Annotated in this window: 13 protein-coding genes; 9 read left to right on the forward strand and 4 right to left on the reverse strand. The window is 74.3% G+C overall.

Annotated elements, in window-relative coordinates; translation table 11 throughout:
* The first annotated feature begins 113 nt into the window (after positions 1 to 113).
* The 3 genes from ACTWO6_RS04765 to ilvA all read left to right on the forward strand — a co-directional run bounded on the left by ACTWO6_RS04765 (position 114) and on the right by ilvA (position 4058).
* Complete coding sequence (locus ACTWO6_RS04765; RefSeq protein WP_446218422.1) at positions 114 to 1256, forward strand: cystathionine gamma-synthase; 1143 nt, start codon at positions 114 to 116, stop codon at positions 1254 to 1256.
* Positions 1257 to 1268: 12 nt separating this feature from the next.
* Entirely contained in the window at positions 1269 to 2678 is a 1410-nt protein-coding gene (locus ACTWO6_RS04770; RefSeq protein ID WP_446218423.1) for an amidase, read from the forward strand.
* A gap of 159 nt (positions 2679 to 2837) precedes the next feature.
* Positions 2838 to 4058 carry a threonine ammonia-lyase gene (gene ilvA, locus ACTWO6_RS04775; RefSeq protein ID WP_446218424.1) on the forward strand — a complete coding sequence of 407 codons (1221 nt, stop codon included), beginning with the start codon at positions 2838 to 2840 and terminating at the stop codon, positions 4056 to 4058.
* Between the two features lie 162 nt (positions 4059 to 4220).
* Here the strand turns inward: ilvA and greA are convergent, their stop codons facing one another.
* Together greA and ACTWO6_RS04785 are read right to left on the reverse strand one after the other, a co-directional pair.
* On the reverse strand, positions 4221 to 4721 hold the full coding sequence (greA, locus tag ACTWO6_RS04780) for a transcription elongation factor GreA (RefSeq protein WP_446218425.1): 501 nt from the start codon (positions 4719 to 4721) through the stop codon (positions 4221 to 4223).
* Between the two features lie 130 nt (positions 4722 to 4851).
* The gene (locus ACTWO6_RS04785; protein ID WP_446218426.1) at positions 4852 to 5286 is read right to left on the reverse strand and encodes a DUF4307 domain-containing protein; all 435 of its coding nucleotides are present in this window, start codon (positions 5284 to 5286) and stop codon (positions 4852 to 4854) included.
* Between the two features lie 211 nt (positions 5287 to 5497).
* Here ACTWO6_RS04785 and mca point away from each other — a divergent pair, with 211 nt between their 5' ends.
* From mca to ACTWO6_RS04805, 4 genes are all read left to right on the forward strand, one after another.
* On the forward strand, positions 5498 to 6379 hold the full coding sequence (gene mca, locus ACTWO6_RS04790; protein ID WP_446218427.1) for a mycothiol conjugate amidase Mca: 882 nt from the start codon (positions 5498 to 5500) through the stop codon (positions 6377 to 6379).
* Positions 6380 to 6427: 48 nt separating this feature from the next.
* Complete coding sequence (locus ACTWO6_RS04795; protein WP_446218428.1) at positions 6428 to 6721, forward strand: hypothetical protein; 294 nt, start codon at positions 6428 to 6430, stop codon at positions 6719 to 6721.
* 215 nt (positions 6722 to 6936) lie between these two features.
* Positions 6937 to 9432 (forward strand): putative bifunctional diguanylate cyclase/phosphodiesterase, encoded by a 2496-nt coding sequence (locus ACTWO6_RS04800; protein ID WP_446220561.1) that lies wholly within the window; start codon positions 6937 to 6939, stop codon positions 9430 to 9432.
* 147 nt (positions 9433 to 9579) lie between these two features.
* Complete coding sequence (locus tag ACTWO6_RS04805) at positions 9580 to 11616, forward strand: thioredoxin domain-containing protein (RefSeq protein ID WP_446218429.1); 2037 nt, start codon at positions 9580 to 9582, stop codon at positions 11614 to 11616.
* Positions 11617 to 11628: 12 nt separating this feature from the next.
* Here the strand turns inward: ACTWO6_RS04805 and ACTWO6_RS04810 are convergent, their stop codons facing one another.
* The gene (locus tag ACTWO6_RS04810) at positions 11629 to 12279 is read right to left on the reverse strand and encodes a pyridoxine/pyridoxamine 5'-phosphate oxidase (RefSeq protein WP_446218430.1); all 651 of its coding nucleotides are present in this window, start codon (positions 12277 to 12279) and stop codon (positions 11629 to 11631) included.
* 29 nt (positions 12280 to 12308) lie between these two features.
* Positions 12309 to 12905, reverse strand: coding sequence for a PadR family transcriptional regulator (locus tag ACTWO6_RS04815; protein ID WP_446218431.1), 597 nt, complete (start codon positions 12903 to 12905; stop codon positions 12309 to 12311).
* A 99-nt stretch (positions 12906 to 13004) separates the two neighbouring features.
* Here ACTWO6_RS04815 and ACTWO6_RS04820 point away from each other — a divergent pair, with 99 nt between their 5' ends.
* Positions 13005 to 13481 carry a hypothetical protein gene (locus tag ACTWO6_RS04820; RefSeq protein ID WP_446218432.1) on the forward strand — a complete coding sequence of 159 codons (477 nt, stop codon included), beginning with the start codon at positions 13005 to 13007 and terminating at the stop codon, positions 13479 to 13481.
* Between the two features lie 50 nt (positions 13482 to 13531).
* Positions 13532 to 14704, forward strand: a complete 1173-nt coding sequence (locus tag ACTWO6_RS04825) for a 5-(carboxyamino)imidazole ribonucleotide synthase (RefSeq protein ID WP_446218434.1) — start codon at positions 13532 to 13534, stop codon at positions 14702 to 14704.
* Positions 14705 to 14724 lie beyond the last annotated feature (20 nt).

Below are 14724 nucleotides of genomic sequence, written 5' to 3' on the forward strand. Positions count from 1 at the left end.
TCATCTGCGTCATCAGGTTTGTAGCGACCGCGACGGACCGCGCGGGCGACCGGCGACGTGGCGCCGGGCGGGTTCCGCCCGGGCGGGCGCACCGGCGGACTAACGTCTCGGGAATGAGTCACGGCTTTGAGACGCTCGCCATCCACGCCGGCCAGGACCCGGAGGCCCGCACCGGCGCGGTGATCCCACCGATCTACCAGACCAGCACCTATGCCCAGGACGCCGTCGGGGCGCCCCGTCAGGGCTACGAATACAGCCGTTCCGGCAACCCCACCCGCGACGCGCTCCAGGAGTGCCTGGCCGCGTTGGAGGGCGGGCCCGTCGGGCTCGCCTTCGCCAGCGGCCTGGCCGCCGAGGACACCCTGCTGCGCACCGTCTGCAAGCCGGGCGACCACGTGGTGATCCCGGACGACGCGTACGGCGGCACGTACCGGCTCTTCGCCAAGGTCGCCGAGCGCTGGGGACTGGACTTCACGCCGGCCCGGGTCTCCGACCCGGACGCGGTGCGGGCCGCGATCCGCCCCGGCACCACCCGGATCATCTGGGTGGAGACGCCGACCAACCCGCTGCTCGGCATCGCCGACATCGCCACCCTCGCCGCCGTCGCGCACGACGCCAACGTGCTGCTGGTGGTCGACAACACCTTCGCCTCGCCGTACCTCCAGCAGCCGATCGCGCTCGGCGCGGACGTGGTGGTCCACTCCACCACGAAGTACATCGGCGGCCACTCCGACGTGGTCGGTGGCGCGCTGATCGCCGCCGACGCCGGGCTCGGCGACGGGCTGCGCTACCACCAGAACGCGATGGGCGCGATCAACGGCCCGTTCGACGCCTGGCTCACCCTGCGCGGCATCAAGACCCTCGGCGTACGGATGGACCGGCACTGCGACAACGCCGAGCGGATCGCGGCCTACCTGGACGGGCACGCGAAGGTCGGCCAGGTCATCTACCCGGGCCTGCCGTCGCACCCGGGCCACGAGGTGGCCGCCAAGCAGATGCGCCGGTTCGGCGGCATGATCTCGTTCCGCGCCGCGGGCGGCGAGGAGCACGCGGTGGAGATCTGCAACCGAGCGAAGCTCTTCGTGCTCGCCGAGTCGCTCGGCGGCGTGGAATCCCTGATCGAGCACCCGGGCCGGATGACACACGCAAGTGCTGCCGGCTCGCCGCTTGAAGTTCCCGGCGATCTCGTGCGACTGTCTGTCGGCATCGAGACGGTCGACGACCTGCTCGCCGATCTGGAGCAGGCGCTGGGCTGACCGCTGGGGAGGGTGGCCGTGCAGGACATCATGCCGACCTGGGTGGGGGCGACCGCCAAGCAGATCGCCCGGGGCGTACGCCGGGGCGACGTCTCCGCCACCCAGGTCGTCGCCGACCACCTGGACCACATCGCCCGGGCCGACGCCGACCTCGCCGCGTTCCGCACGGTACGCGGCGGGGAGGCGGTCACCGAGGCGGAGAAGGTCGACGAGCAGGAGGACCTGGCGAACCTCCCGCTGGCCGGGGTGCCGGTCGCGGTCAAGGAGAACACCCCGGTCGCCGGCCTGCCCACCTGGAACGGGTCGGCGGCGGTGCGGACCGCCGTGGCGGAGGCCGACCACGAGGTGGTCCGGCGGCTGCGCGGCGCGGGCGCGGTGATCCTCGGGGTGACCCGGATGCCGGAACTCGGCCTCTGGGCGCTCACCGACGACGAGACCGGGGTGACCCGCAACCCGTGGGACCCGCGGCGTACCCCCGGCGGCTCCTCCGGCGGCGCGGCCGCCGCGGTCGCCGCGGGCCTGGTGCCGATGGCGCACGGCAACGACGGCCTCGGGTCGATCCGCATCCCGGCGGCCTGCTGCGGGCTGGTCGGGCTCAAGCCCGGCCGCGGCGTGATCCCCTACCAGCTCGGCGCGGACGACTGGTTCGGCCTCGCCGAGCACGGCGTGCTGACCGGCACGGTCGCCGACGCGGTGGTCGGCTTCTCGGTGCTGGCCGGCCGCCGCCCCGACAAGCTGGTCCCGCCGTCGCGGCTGCGGGTCGGCGTCTCGCTGCGCTCGCCGGTCCGCGGCGTCTCGCCGGACGCGCCCAACCGGGACGCGGTCGCCGCCGCAGGCCGGCTGCTCGCCGCCGCCGGGCACGACACCGTGCCGGCCGACCCGGTCTACCCGACCGCGCTCGGCCTCAAGGGGATCGCCACCTGGTTCGCCGCGGCGGCCGCCGACGTGCAGGCCGCCGGGGTGGAGCGGCGGGACCTGCAGCGGCGCAGCCGCCGGCACGTCGCACTCGGCGAGTGGGCGCAGCGGCGCGGGTACGTCCGGGAGGCCGACCGGGCCGCCTGGCGGGAGCGCTCGGTGAGCTTCTTCGGCGACCATTCGATCGACCTGCTGCTCACCCCGGCGCTGGCCGGCCCGCCGCCGGAGGCCGCCGGCTGGTCGGGCCGTTCCTGGGTGGCGAACATGAAGGCCAACATCCGGTACGCCCCGTACGCCGCCCCGTGGAACATCGCCGGCCTGCCCGCCATCGTGGTGCCGGTCGGCCGGCGGCCGGACGGGCTGCCCGTCGCCGTGCAGCTGGTCGGCCCGCCCGGCTCGGAGCTGCTGCTGCTCGGTGTCGCCGGCCAGTTCGAGATGCAGGCCCCCTGGCAGCGGCACGCCCCGGGCTACCCGCGGGTGGGCACGGGGTCGCCGGCCACCGCATGATCGTCTAGCGTGTGCGCGCACCCGCTATCCCGGCCACCCCGGCTGGCCCACGCCCGGTGCGCCGGTCCCGCCGCCCGGGGTTGCCCCGGCGTACCCGGCGCAGCTCGTCACCGGCCCGTCGCCGCAGGTGCCGCCGGTGGCGGATGGCACGATCGGGGCATGACGGAACTGGTCGGTCTCGCCGACGTACAGGCCGCGCGGGAGCTGCTCGCCGGCGTCACCCGTACCACCCCGCTGGAGCCCTCCCGGCCGCTCAGCGCCGCCCTCGGCGGTCCGGCCTGGCTGAAGTGCGAGAACGTGCAGCGCGCCGGGTCGTACAAGGTGCGCGGCGCGTACGTGCGGATCTCCCGGCTCTCGGTCGAGGAGCGGGAACGCGGCGTGGTCGCCGCCAGCGCCGGCAACCACGCGCAGGGGGTGGCGCTCGCCGCCGGCCTGGTCGGCACCCACGCCACCGTCTTCATGCCGGTGAACGCGCCGCTGCCGAAGGTGGCCGCCACGAAGGGGTACGGCGCCAAGATCGAGCTGGTCGGCAACACGGTGGACGAGTCGCTGGTCGCGGCGCAGACCTTCGCCGAGCGGACCGGGGCGGTGCTGATCCACCCGTTCGACCACCCGGACGTGATCGCCGGGCAGGGCACGGTGGCGCTGGAGATCCTCGAACAGTGCCCCGACGTGAAGACCATCGTCACCGGGGTCGGCGGTGGCGGGCTGATCTCCGGCATCGCGGTGGCGGCCAAGGCGCTGCGTCCGGACGTACGGGTGATCGGGGTGCAGGCCGCGACGGCCGCCGCCTTCCCGCCCTCGCTGAAGGCCGGCGAGCCGGTGCGGCTGCCGTCGTTCTCGACGATCGCCGACGGCATCGCGGTCGGCCGGCCCGGCGACCTCACCTTCACCCACGTCCGCAAGCTGGTCGACGAGATCGTCACGGTCTCCGAGGAGGACATCTCCCGTGCGCTGCTGATGCTGCTGGAGCGCGGCAAGCAGGTGGTGGAGCCGGCGGGCGCGGTCGGGGTGGCCGCGTTGCTGGCCGGCGTGGTCGAGGTGGAGGCGCCTGTGGTGGCCGTGCTCTCCGGCGGCAACATCGACCCGCTGCTGATGCTGCGGGTGATCGAGCACGGCCTCGCGGCGGCCGGCCGGTACCTGCGGTTCACCGTGCGCTGCTCGGACCGGCCGGGCCAGCTCGCCTCGCTGCTCAGCGAGATCGCCGAGCACCGGGCCAACGTGGTCGACGTGGAGCACCAGCGGGCCAATCCGCACCTGCGCCTCGGCGAGGTGGAGGTGGCGCTCTCGGTGGAGACCCGGGGCGTGGAGCACTCCGACACGCTGATCAGCGCGCTGCGGGCCAGCGGCTACCAGGTGGTCTTCGCCGCCGAGGCGTGACGCCCCCGCCACCGGCCGCCGGGTTGGCGGGTCCTTGCGCCGGAGACGCGAACGCCCCGGCCGGGATACGGCCGGGGCGGTGCGGCAGTCGGGTCCGACCGGCCTGTCAGCCCCGGTCGGGGGTCGGGCCCGGGCCTGCCGGCGCGGGTCCGGGTACGACGGTCAGCCGGAGAAGGGCTCGAACTTGACCACGGTCACCTTGATGTCGGCGCCGCTGGGGGCCGTGTAGGTGCAGGTCTGGCCCTCGCGGCCGCCCAGGATCGCCTTGCCGAGGGCGGACTCGGGACTGTAGACGGTCAGGTCGGTGCTGGACGAGATCTCCCGCGAGCCGAGCAGGAACGTCTCGGTGTCGTCGGTGTCGTCGTCGAAGTAGATCGTCACGACCATGCCGGGTGCCACCGCGTCGGCGCTCGGGGCCTCACCGACCTGGGCGGTGCGGAGCAGCTCCTTGAGGTAGAGGATGCGCCCCTCGGCCTTGCCCTGCTCCTCGCGGGCGGCGTGGTAGCCACCGTTCTCCCGGAGGTCGCCCTCCTCGCGCCGCGCGTTGATCTCGGCGGCGATCACCGGACGGTTGGCGATCAGCTCGTCGAGGTCGGCCTGGAGGCGGTCGTACGCGTCCTGGGACAGCCAGGTGGCGGGCGCCTCGTTGCCATTCGTGGACACAGGCGGTCCTCCTCGTTGATGCGGACTGGCTGACAGATGAACTACCAAGTTACCAGTGCGGAACCCGTCGAGGTGTCGCCGATCACCCCGGGTGCCGGCCCGGGGGACCGGCTGTCGGCCTGCCGGCAGGTCAGGCGGCCGGGCGGCAGCGCAGCACCTCGCCGATGAACGGCCGGGCGCTGGTGGCCAGCCGGTGCCGGGCGTCGACCTGGCGTTCACCCGGCTGCGCGGTCACCGTGACTTCCGCGCGCCCCACCTCGGCGCCGTCGGAGGACCGGGCCCGGAGCACGCAGGTCGCCGAGCCGCCCGCCGGCACGGTGACCCGGAAGTCGACCACCACCTGGGAGTCGGTGATCTCCGTGTAGGTGATCACCTGGGCGTCGTACCGGGGATCGCCGTACTGGCGGTAGAGCTTGCTGGCCGCCAGGCCGAGGGTCGCCAGCAGGACGACCGCCAGCAGCGCCGGGAGCAACGGACGGCGGCGTCCCGGTTCGCGGCGGCGACCGTACCGACCGGGCGGGAAAACCGGCGAGTCCGGAGTGATTGTGGCGTGCGTCTCGCTCACCGGCGGGTATCTCCTGGCGTTGTTGTCGGCGGCATCGGCAAGAATGGCAGAGTCCATCTTCCCAGCCCGGCGCTGACCCAAGGATGGCAGGTCGGCGGTGACGCGGACAGGTCAGCACAGGGGATTCTCCGGGCGCGGGGGAGATTCCGGCAGGTCAGCCGGGTGACCCGGGTTCGGGTCGCCCGACGGGCACAGACGAGGAGTGCCGAAGGTGGCAGAGCAGCTGCGTCTCATGGCCGTGCACGCCCATCCCGACGACGAGTCGAGCAAGGGCGCCGCGACCACGGCGAAATACGTCGCCGAAGGGGTGGACGTCCTGGTCGTGACCTGTACGGGCGGTGAGCGGGGCAGCGTGCTCAACCCGAAGATGGACCGACCGGACGTCTGGGCGAACATCGCCGACATCCGCCGCGCCGAGATGGACGCAGCCCGCGCGATCCTCGGCATCGAGCAGGCCTGGCTCGGGTTCGTCGACTCCGGGCTGCCCGAGGGCGACCCGCTGCCGCCGCTGCCGGAGGGGTGCTTCGCCCTCCAGGACGTGGAGGTCGCGGCGGCGCCGCTGGTGCGCCTGATGCGGCAGTTCCGACCGCACGTGGTCACCACGTACGACGAAGAGGGTGGCTACCCCCACCCGGACCACATCATGACCCACAAGGTGACGGTGGCCGCCTTCGAGGCGGCCGGTGACCCCGACCGCCATCCGGAGCTGGGCGAGCCGTGGCAGCCGCTGAAGCTCTACTACGACATCGGCTTCTCCAAGGGCAAGATCATGGCGCTGCACGAGGGCATGCTCGCCGCGGGCCTCGAGTCGCCGTACGAGGAGTGGCTCAAGCGCTGGGAGGATCGTCCCGACAAGGGCCCCCGGATCACCACCCGGGTCGAGTGCGCCGAATACTTCCCGGTCCGCGACGACGCCCTGCGCGCCCACGCCACCCAGATCGACCCGGACGGCTTCTGGTTCCACGTCCCGATGGAGCTCCAGCAGCGCGCCTGGCCGACCGAGGACTACCAGCTCGCCCGCTCGCTGGTGGACAGCCCGCTGCCCGAGTCGGACCTCTTCGCCGGGGTCCGCGAGACGTGCCATGCCCGCTGATCCGGCGGAGGGCTACGCTGGACGCGAGCCGCACATCGGAGGAACGCCATGCTGACCACTGCCCAGGTGCTCGCGGAGAACAACTTCGGTGACACCCGTACGGGTGGCCTGGCCGGGCCGATGGGCCTCTTCCTCATCGTGCTGCTGGCCACCGCCACCATCCTGCTGATCCGCAACATGAATGCCCGACTGCGCCGCCTGCCCGACCGGTTCCCGCAGCAGGACGGTCCGGCGGACCTCGGCCGGACCGACCGGACAGTCGTCGATCCGACAGACGGGACCGCGGCGCAGGAATCAACCACGGACGCGCCCAACGGCTCCCAGCAGCGCCGGAACGGGTAGTCAACGCATGATTCACGTCGAAGCCGGTCGTCGCCCCCTGTTGCGACCACCGGCTTTGGCTTAGCCTTCCGCCGGGGGACCGAAAGTCCCCGAGCCGTGCGCGGAAGGGGGGCGCCGATGACCGTCGGAGCAGCGGCCACCCGCCGTGCCCCCGGCCTGCCGGCGGACGGGGTGGGTCCGTGACCTCGGGCCGGGACGGCAAACCCCCCGATCGGCTGGGCCTGCGCGGCACGCCGACCGAGGTGCTCCTGCTGACCGCCGCGGTCGGGGTCACCGCACTGGTCGCCGCCGTCGTCGGCCTGACCGTCCCGGTGTCCCTCCCGCCGGACGATCCGCTGCCGGCCCCGGCCCGCTTCGGCATCGCCGTCGCCGCGTTCGCCGTCACCCAGCTCGCCCGGCTCCGGTTCCGGACCGCCGCCGGGATGGTGAGCATCACCTGGGGCGAGGCCGCCCTCATCGTCTGCCTCTACCTCGTACCGGCCAGCTGGCTGCCGGCGGCGGCCCTGCTCGGCGCCGGGACGGCCTGGACGGCCATGTCCCTGCTCACCGACCGCCGGCCGGCGCTGGAGCTCGTCCGGATCACCGGATCGCTCACCGCCGCCACCGCGCTCGCCGTCGCCGTCGCCAGCGCGCTGGGTCGACCCCTGCTCGCCGCGCCGACCCCGGCGCTCGCCCTCGCGCTCATCGCCGGCTCGGTGACGTACCTGCTGACCACCGGCTGGCTCGGCGGGGCGACCCTGGCGCTGCGGCACGGCGTCCCGATCGGACCGCCGCTGCTCGCCGCGCTCCGCGGCAAGCTGCTGATGTTCGTCGGCAACGTGGCCGTCGGCCTGGTGGTCGTCACCCTGCTGGAGCTCGACGCCCGCTGGCTGCTGCTGCTCCCGCCGCCGCTCTGGCTGCTCCAGCAGACGTACCGCCACCGGCTCCGGGCCGACCAGGAGCGGCGCACCTGGCGGGCGTTCGCGGAGGCGACCGCCGCCCTCAACCAGCTCGACGAGCGGGGCGTGGCGACCGCCGCGGTGTCCGGCGCGCTCACCCTCTTCGGTGCGGAACTGGTCGACGTGACCGTCGCCCGGGGCGACGGCCGGTGGTGGCGGTACCGGGCGGACCTCGGTGGCCAGCTGCGCGACCGCGAGGTGGACCAGCCGGGAAGCACCGAGCCGGCCGAACACGAGCTGGTCCGACCGCTGACCGTGGGCAGCGTCGGGGTGGGGGAGCTGCGGGTCCACTTCGCCCGGTCGGCCCCGCCCAGCGCCCGGGAGCGGGACGCCGTCGCGGCCTTCGGCGACGCCCTGGCCGCCGCCCTGCACGACGCCGCGACGCACCGTGAGCTGCGGCTGGTCACCGCACGTTCCTCGTACGAGGCGGTGCACGACCAGCTCACCGGGCTGGTCAACCGGGCCGCCATGCTCGACCAGGGCGACCAGGCGTTGCGCCAGCTCGCCCACGACCACCCGGTGGCGCTGCTGCTGCTCGACATCAACCACTTCAAAGAGGTCAACGACACGCTCGGGCACGCGGCCGGCGACCAGCTGCTGCGGCTGACCGCCGACCGGCTGGCGGCCCTCGCCCGCCCCGGTGACCTGCTCGGCCGGCTCGGCGGGGACGAGTTCGCCCTGTTGCTGACCGCGGTCCCGGTGGTCGGCGACCGCGCCGCGCCGATGGCATACGCGCTGCGGCGGGCCCGGGAGATCGCCGAGCGGCTCGCCGCGCCGACCGAGGTGGCGGGCGTACGGATGTCCGTCGAGGTCTCGGTGGGCGTGGTGGCCGCCGACGCGGGCACCGCCGACCTGACCGAGCTGCTGCGCCGCGCCGACATCGCGATGTACCAGGCGAAGGAGGGCGGCGGCAGCGTCGCCGCGTACGACAGCACCCGGGACGCCGCGAGCACCGACCACCTGGCGCTCCTCACGGAGCTGCGGGAGGCGCTGGCGGCCGACGACCAGCTGGTGCTGGCGCTGCAGCCGGCGGTGGACCTGGCCACCGGCGCCCCGACCGGGGTGGAGGCGCTGATCCGCTGGCGGCACCCGCGCCGCGGCTGGCTCGGCCCGTCCGACTTCATCCGCCCGGTGGAGAACAGCGAGCAGCTCGGCGCCTTCACCCGGTACGTGCTGGACAAGGCCCTCGCGGTCGCCGCCGGCTGGGCCCGCGAGGGGCTGGACCTGCCGATCTCGGTGAACCTGTCGGCGCGCAGCCTGCTCGACCCCCGGCTGCCGGCGGAGATCGGCGAGGCGCTGCGCCGGCACCAGGTGCCGCCGCGCCGGCTGGTCCTGGAGATCACCGAGACGGTGGTGATGAGCGAGCTGGAGGTCATCGACGAGGTGCTCGCCACGCTGCGGTCGATGGGGGTGCAGCTCGCCGTCGACGACTTCGGCACCGGCTTCTCGTCGCTGACCTTCCTCACCCGGATCGCCGTCGACGAGCTGAAGGTGGACCGCTCCTTCGTGATCCGGATGGCCGACTCGCCGGAGGCGGCGGCGATCGTTCGGACCACGGTGGGGCTCGCCCATGAGCTGGGGCTGCGGGTGGTCGCCGAGGGGGTGGAGACCGCCGAGCAGCGGGCCGCCCTGGCCGAGCTGGGCTGCACCGCCGCGCAGGGCTACCACTTCTTCAAGCCGATGCCGGCGGACAAGATCAACGCCGTCCTCGGGTCGCTGCTCGACACCGCCCCCGGCAACGTCTTCCCGCTCCGCGCCGACGGCGCCTCCTGACTCACCGGCCCCGCCCCGGCGCGGCGTGCGCGGCACCTCGGCGGTCACGCTCACCCAGTGACCGGAGCCGGTCGGGCCGGGGCTGCGGTCCCGGCCGACCGGTCCGCTCCGGCAGCGTCACCGGAGTGCGCTGGATATGGTCGTCGGGTGAACCGACTCGCCAACGCCACCTCGCCCTACCTCCTCCAGCACGCCGACAACCCGGTCGACTGGTGGCCCTGGTGCGAGGAGGCGTTCGCCGAGGCGAAGCGGCGGGACGTCCCGGTGCTCATCTCGGTCGGGTACGCCGCCTGCCACTGGTGCCACGTGATGGCGCACGAGTCGTTCGAGAACGAGGGCGTCGCCCAGCTCATGAACGACGACTTCGTCTCGATCAAGGTGGACCGGGAGGAGCGGCCGGACGTCGACGCCGTCTACATGACCGCCACCCAGGCGATGACCGGCCAGGGCGGCTGGCCGATGACGGTCTTCGCCACGCCGGACGGCACGCCGTTCTTCTGCGGCACCTACTTCCCCCGGGCGAACTTCATCCGGCTGCTCGGCTCCGTCGCCACCGCCTGGCGGGACCAGCGGGAGGCCGTGCTCCAGCAGGGCGCCGCGGTGGTCGAGGCGATCGGCGGGGCTCAGGCCGTCGGGGGCCTCACCGCGCCGCTCACCGCCGAACTGCTCGACGCCGCCGCCGAGCAGCTCGCCTCCGAGTACGACCGGACCAACGGCGGGTTCGGCGGGGCGCCGAAGTTCCCGCCGCACATGAACCTGCTCTTCCTGCTCCGCCACCACCAGCGCACCGGCTCCGCGCAGAGCCTGGAGATCGTCCGGCACACCTGCGAGGCGATGGCCCGTGGCGGCATCAACGACCAGCTCGCCGGCGGTTTCGCCCGCTACTCGGTCGACGCGCACTGGACCGTGCCGCACTTCGAGAAGATGCTCTACGACAACGCGCTGCTGCTGCGGGTCTACACCCAGCTCTGGCGGCTCACCGGCGACCGGCTGGCCCGGCGGGTGGCCCGGGACACCGCCCGGTTCCTCGCCGACGAGCTGCACAAGCCGGGGGAGGGCTTCGCCTCCGCCCTGGACGCCGACACCGAGGGCGTCGAGGGGCTGACCTACGCCTGGACGCCGGCCCAGCTCGTCGAGGCGCTCGGCGAGGAGGACGGCCGCTGGGCCGCCGACCTGTTCGCGGTCACCGAGGAGGGCACGTTCGAGCACGGGATGAGCGTGCTGCGGCTGGCCCGGGACGTCGACGACGCCGACCCGGCGGTGCGCGCGCGCTGGCAGGGCGTGGTCGGTCGGCTGCTGGCCGCCCGGGACGCCCGCCCGCAGCCGGCTCGCGACGACAAGGTGGTGGCCGCCTGGAACGGCCTGGCGATCACCGCGATCGCCGAGTTCCTCCAGGTCGCCGCCGTCTACGCGTCGCCCGACGACGAGGACGCGAACCTGATGGACGGGGTCGCCATCGTCGCCGACGGTGCGATGCGGGACGCCGCCGAGCACCTGGCGAAGGTGCACCTCGTGGACGGGCGGCTGCGCCGGGTCTCCCGGGACGGGGTGGTCGGCGAGCCGGCCGGCGTGCTGGAGGACTACGGCTGCGTGGCCGAGGCGTTCTGCGCCATGCACCAGCTCACCGGCGAGGGGCGCTGGCTGGAGCTGGCCGGTCAGCTCCTCGACGTCGCGTTGGCCCGGTTCGCCGCGCCCGACGGCGGGTTCTTCGACACCGCCGACGACGCCGAGCGGCTGGTCACCCGGCCGGCCGACCCGACCGACAACGCCACCCCGTCCGGGCGGTCGGCGGTCGTCGCGGCGCTGGTGGCGTACTCGGCGCTGAGCGGGGAGGCGCGGTACCGGGAGGCCGCCGAGGCGGCCCTGTCGACCGTCGCGCCGATCGTCGGCCGGCACGCCCGGTTCACCGGCTACGCGGCCACCGTCGGCGAGGCGCTGCTCTCCGGGCCGTACGAGATCGCGGTGGTCACCGACGACCCGGCCGATGACCCGCTGGTCGCCGCGGCGCACCGGTACGCCCCGCCCGGCGCGGTGACGGTGGCCGGCCGCACCGACCAGCCGGGCGTGCCGCTGCTCGCCGACCGGCCGGCGCTGAACGGCAGGCCCACCGCGTACGTCTGCCGGGGTTTCGTCTGCGACCGGCCGGTCACCTCCGTCGACGACCTGGTCGCCCAGCTGGGCTGACCCGGCGGCCGGTCACGGCCAGAGCAGCTCGCGCTCCCACCCGCCCTCGGCGCGGCGGTAGCGCAGCCGGACGTGCCGGCGTTCCCGGTCGGCCTGCCAGAACTCCGCCGTCGCTGGCGCGACGGCGTAGACGGTGTGCGACTCGGCGACCAGGTCGGGGTCGGCGGCCAGCCGGGCGCGGACGTCGGCCAGCTCCCGGTCCAGCTCGGCCCGGTCGGCGAGGACGGCGCTCTGCCGGCCGGCCAGGGTGGCGATCCGGGAGCCCTCCGGCCGGGCCAGGAAGTCCCGCCGGGAGACGGCCGGGTCGGCGGCCCGGGCGGTGCCGCGGAGCCGGACCTGGCGGCCCTGCTCCCGCCAGTGGAAGGTGAGCGCGACCCGGGGGTCGGCGGCGAGCTGGCGACCCTTGGCGCTGATCGCGCTGGTGGCGAAGTGCCAGCCGGTCGCGTCGAGGTCCTTGAGGATCAGCACCCGGGCGTCCGGAGCGCCGTCGGCGTCGACGGTCGACAGGGTCATCGCGTGCGGCTCGTCCACGCCGGCGGCGACGGCCTCGGTGAGCCAGTCGGCGAAGAGCGTCATCGGCTCCGCCGGCGCGCCGGCCGGGTCGAAGGACGGCATCTGGTGGGCCAGCACCGGCAGCGCGCGCAACGTCTCGCGGGTCGTCATGACCTGATCATCCCAGCCGGGGCTGTCCGTCAGTCCTCCGCGTCGCCGGTCGGGCGGCCTTCCGTGCCGGGCGTGTTCCCCGGCCTGGCGGCGGGGTCGCGCAGCGCGGGCGGCAGCGCGTCGAACCAGTCGAGCACCGCCCGCTCGTACGCCAGCCCGAAGCGCAGGGTGGCCACCGAGTACGGGTCGATCGTGTCGGCGTCCTCCGGGAGCGCGGCGGCGACCTGCTGGTAGCCGCCCAGCCGTTCGGCGTGCGCCGCCCGGTGCTGCGCCAGGAACGCCACCATCCGGTCCGCCGGCAGGTGCCGGCCGAAGAGCACGGTGAGCAGCAGGGGGAACCGGATGGTCTCCTCGGCCGGCGGCCGGGCGGCCCACTCGGCGAAGGCGACCCGGCCGGCCTCGGTGATCTCGTACGGCTGGCGGTCGCGGCGGCCGCGCTCGCCGGCCCGGACCAGTCCGGCGGCGGCCATCGCGCTCAGCTCCCGGTAGACCTGGCTCTGGGTGAGTGACCAGAACGCGCCGATCCGCTGCTCGGCGACCGTCACCAGATCCCAGCCGGTCATCGGGCCGTCGTGCAGGAAGCCCAGCAGGGAGGCGGCGGTGGCGTTCAACGGCCGGTCCGGCATGGGGTGTGCTCCTTCGCGTTCTCGCTTGACATCCCATTGTGTCAGGTCGCACGATGAAGCCGTCGACCTCCCACAGTGGGAGGTTGTGGGGGAGGGGTCATGCACACCGTTCTCGTCCTCATCCACGCGGTCAGCGGCACCACCGGGCTGCTGCTCGCGCTGCCGATCCTCCTCGCCCCCAAGCGTCGCGGCCGGCACACCCTGCTCGGCCGGGTCTACGCGGTGGCCGCCGTCGGGCTCAGCCTGAGCGCGCTGGGGCTCTTCGCTCTCGACCCCGCCCGACTCTGGGGGCTGGCGATCCTCGGCGTGCTGACCCTGGGCTGGCTGCTCGGCGGGCTCTGGTTCGCCCGCCGCCGGCCCCGGGGGCTCGGCGGCCGGGGCTGGCGGGTGTGGCACCTGAACCTGATGGGCAGCACCGTGATCGCCTTCGTGACCGGCTTCGCCGTACAGATGACCGACGGCAACCTGGTCGCCTGGCTCGCGCCCACGGCGATCGGCTCGGTGCTGATCGCCCGGCGCACCGCCCGGGAGCTGGCCCGCGCCCCCCGCCGGATCGCGGTGGGCGCGGCGGGATGATCCCGCCCTCCGGGCGGGCCCGGGGCCCGCCCGGATAGGCTGGCGGCGCTATGGATTCCCGTACCGGACTGCCTGCTGTCGGCATGGTGGGCGGCGGCCAGCTGGCCCGGATGACCCACCAGGCCGCGATCGCCCTCGGCCAGTCGCTGCGCGTGCTGGCGCTCGCCCCCGACGACGGCGCCGCGCTGGTCGCGGCCGACGTCCAGTACGGCGACCACACCGACCTCGCGGCGCTGCGCACCTTCGCCAAGGGCTGCGACGTGGTCACCTTCGACCACGAACACGTGCCGACCGAGCACATCCGCGCCCTCGCCGCCGAGGGGGTGAAGCTCTTCCCCCCGGCCGACGCGCTGCTGCACGCGCAGGACAAGCGGGTGATGCGCGAGCGCCTCGGTGAGCTGGGCGCGCCGAACCCGGCCTGGCGACCGGTCGTCGAGCCGGCCGACCTGGTCGCCTTCGGTGACGAGGTCGGCTGGCCGGTGGTGCTGAAGGCGGCCCGGGGCGGCTACGACGGACGCGGCGTCTGGCTGGTCGACGGCGCGGCGCAGGCCACCGAGCTGGGCTCGACCCTGCTGGCCGGGGGCACCTCGCTGATCGTCGAGGAGCGGGTGGCGCTGCGCCGGGAGCTGGCGGTGCAGGTCGCGCGCTCACCGTTCGGCCAGGTGGCCGCGTACCCGGTGGTGGAGACCGTCCAGCGCGACGGCATCTGCGTGGAGGTGCTGGCCCCCGCCCCGGACCTGCCCGAGGAGCTGGCCGTCGGCGCCCAGCAGCTCGCCATCGACCTGGCCACCGCGCTCGACGTGGTCGGCCTGCTCGCGGTGGAGCTCTTCGAGACCCCCACCGGCCTGGTGGTCAACGAGCTGGCGATGCGTCCGCACAACTCGGGGCACTGGACCATCGAGGGCGCCCGGACCTCGCAGTTCGAACAGCACCTGCGGGCGGTGCTCGACTACCCGATGGGGGACACCTCGCTGACCGCGCCAGTGGTGGTGATGGCGAACGTGCTCGGCGGCGAGCCGGGCGGGATCTCCATCGACGAGCGACTGCACCACCTCTTCGCCGCCGAGCCGGGCGCCAAGGTGCATCTCTACGGCAAGCAGGTACGCCCCGGCCGCAAGATCGGGCACGTCACGGTGCTCGGTGACGACCTGGACGACGTACGGGCGCGGGCCGCACGGGCCGCCCGCTGGTTGCGCGAGGGACACAGTGAGCGCGAGGAGTGAGCTTGCGAGCCCCGCAGTCG

This window comes from Micromonospora sp. IBHARD004 (assembly GCF_052814115.1).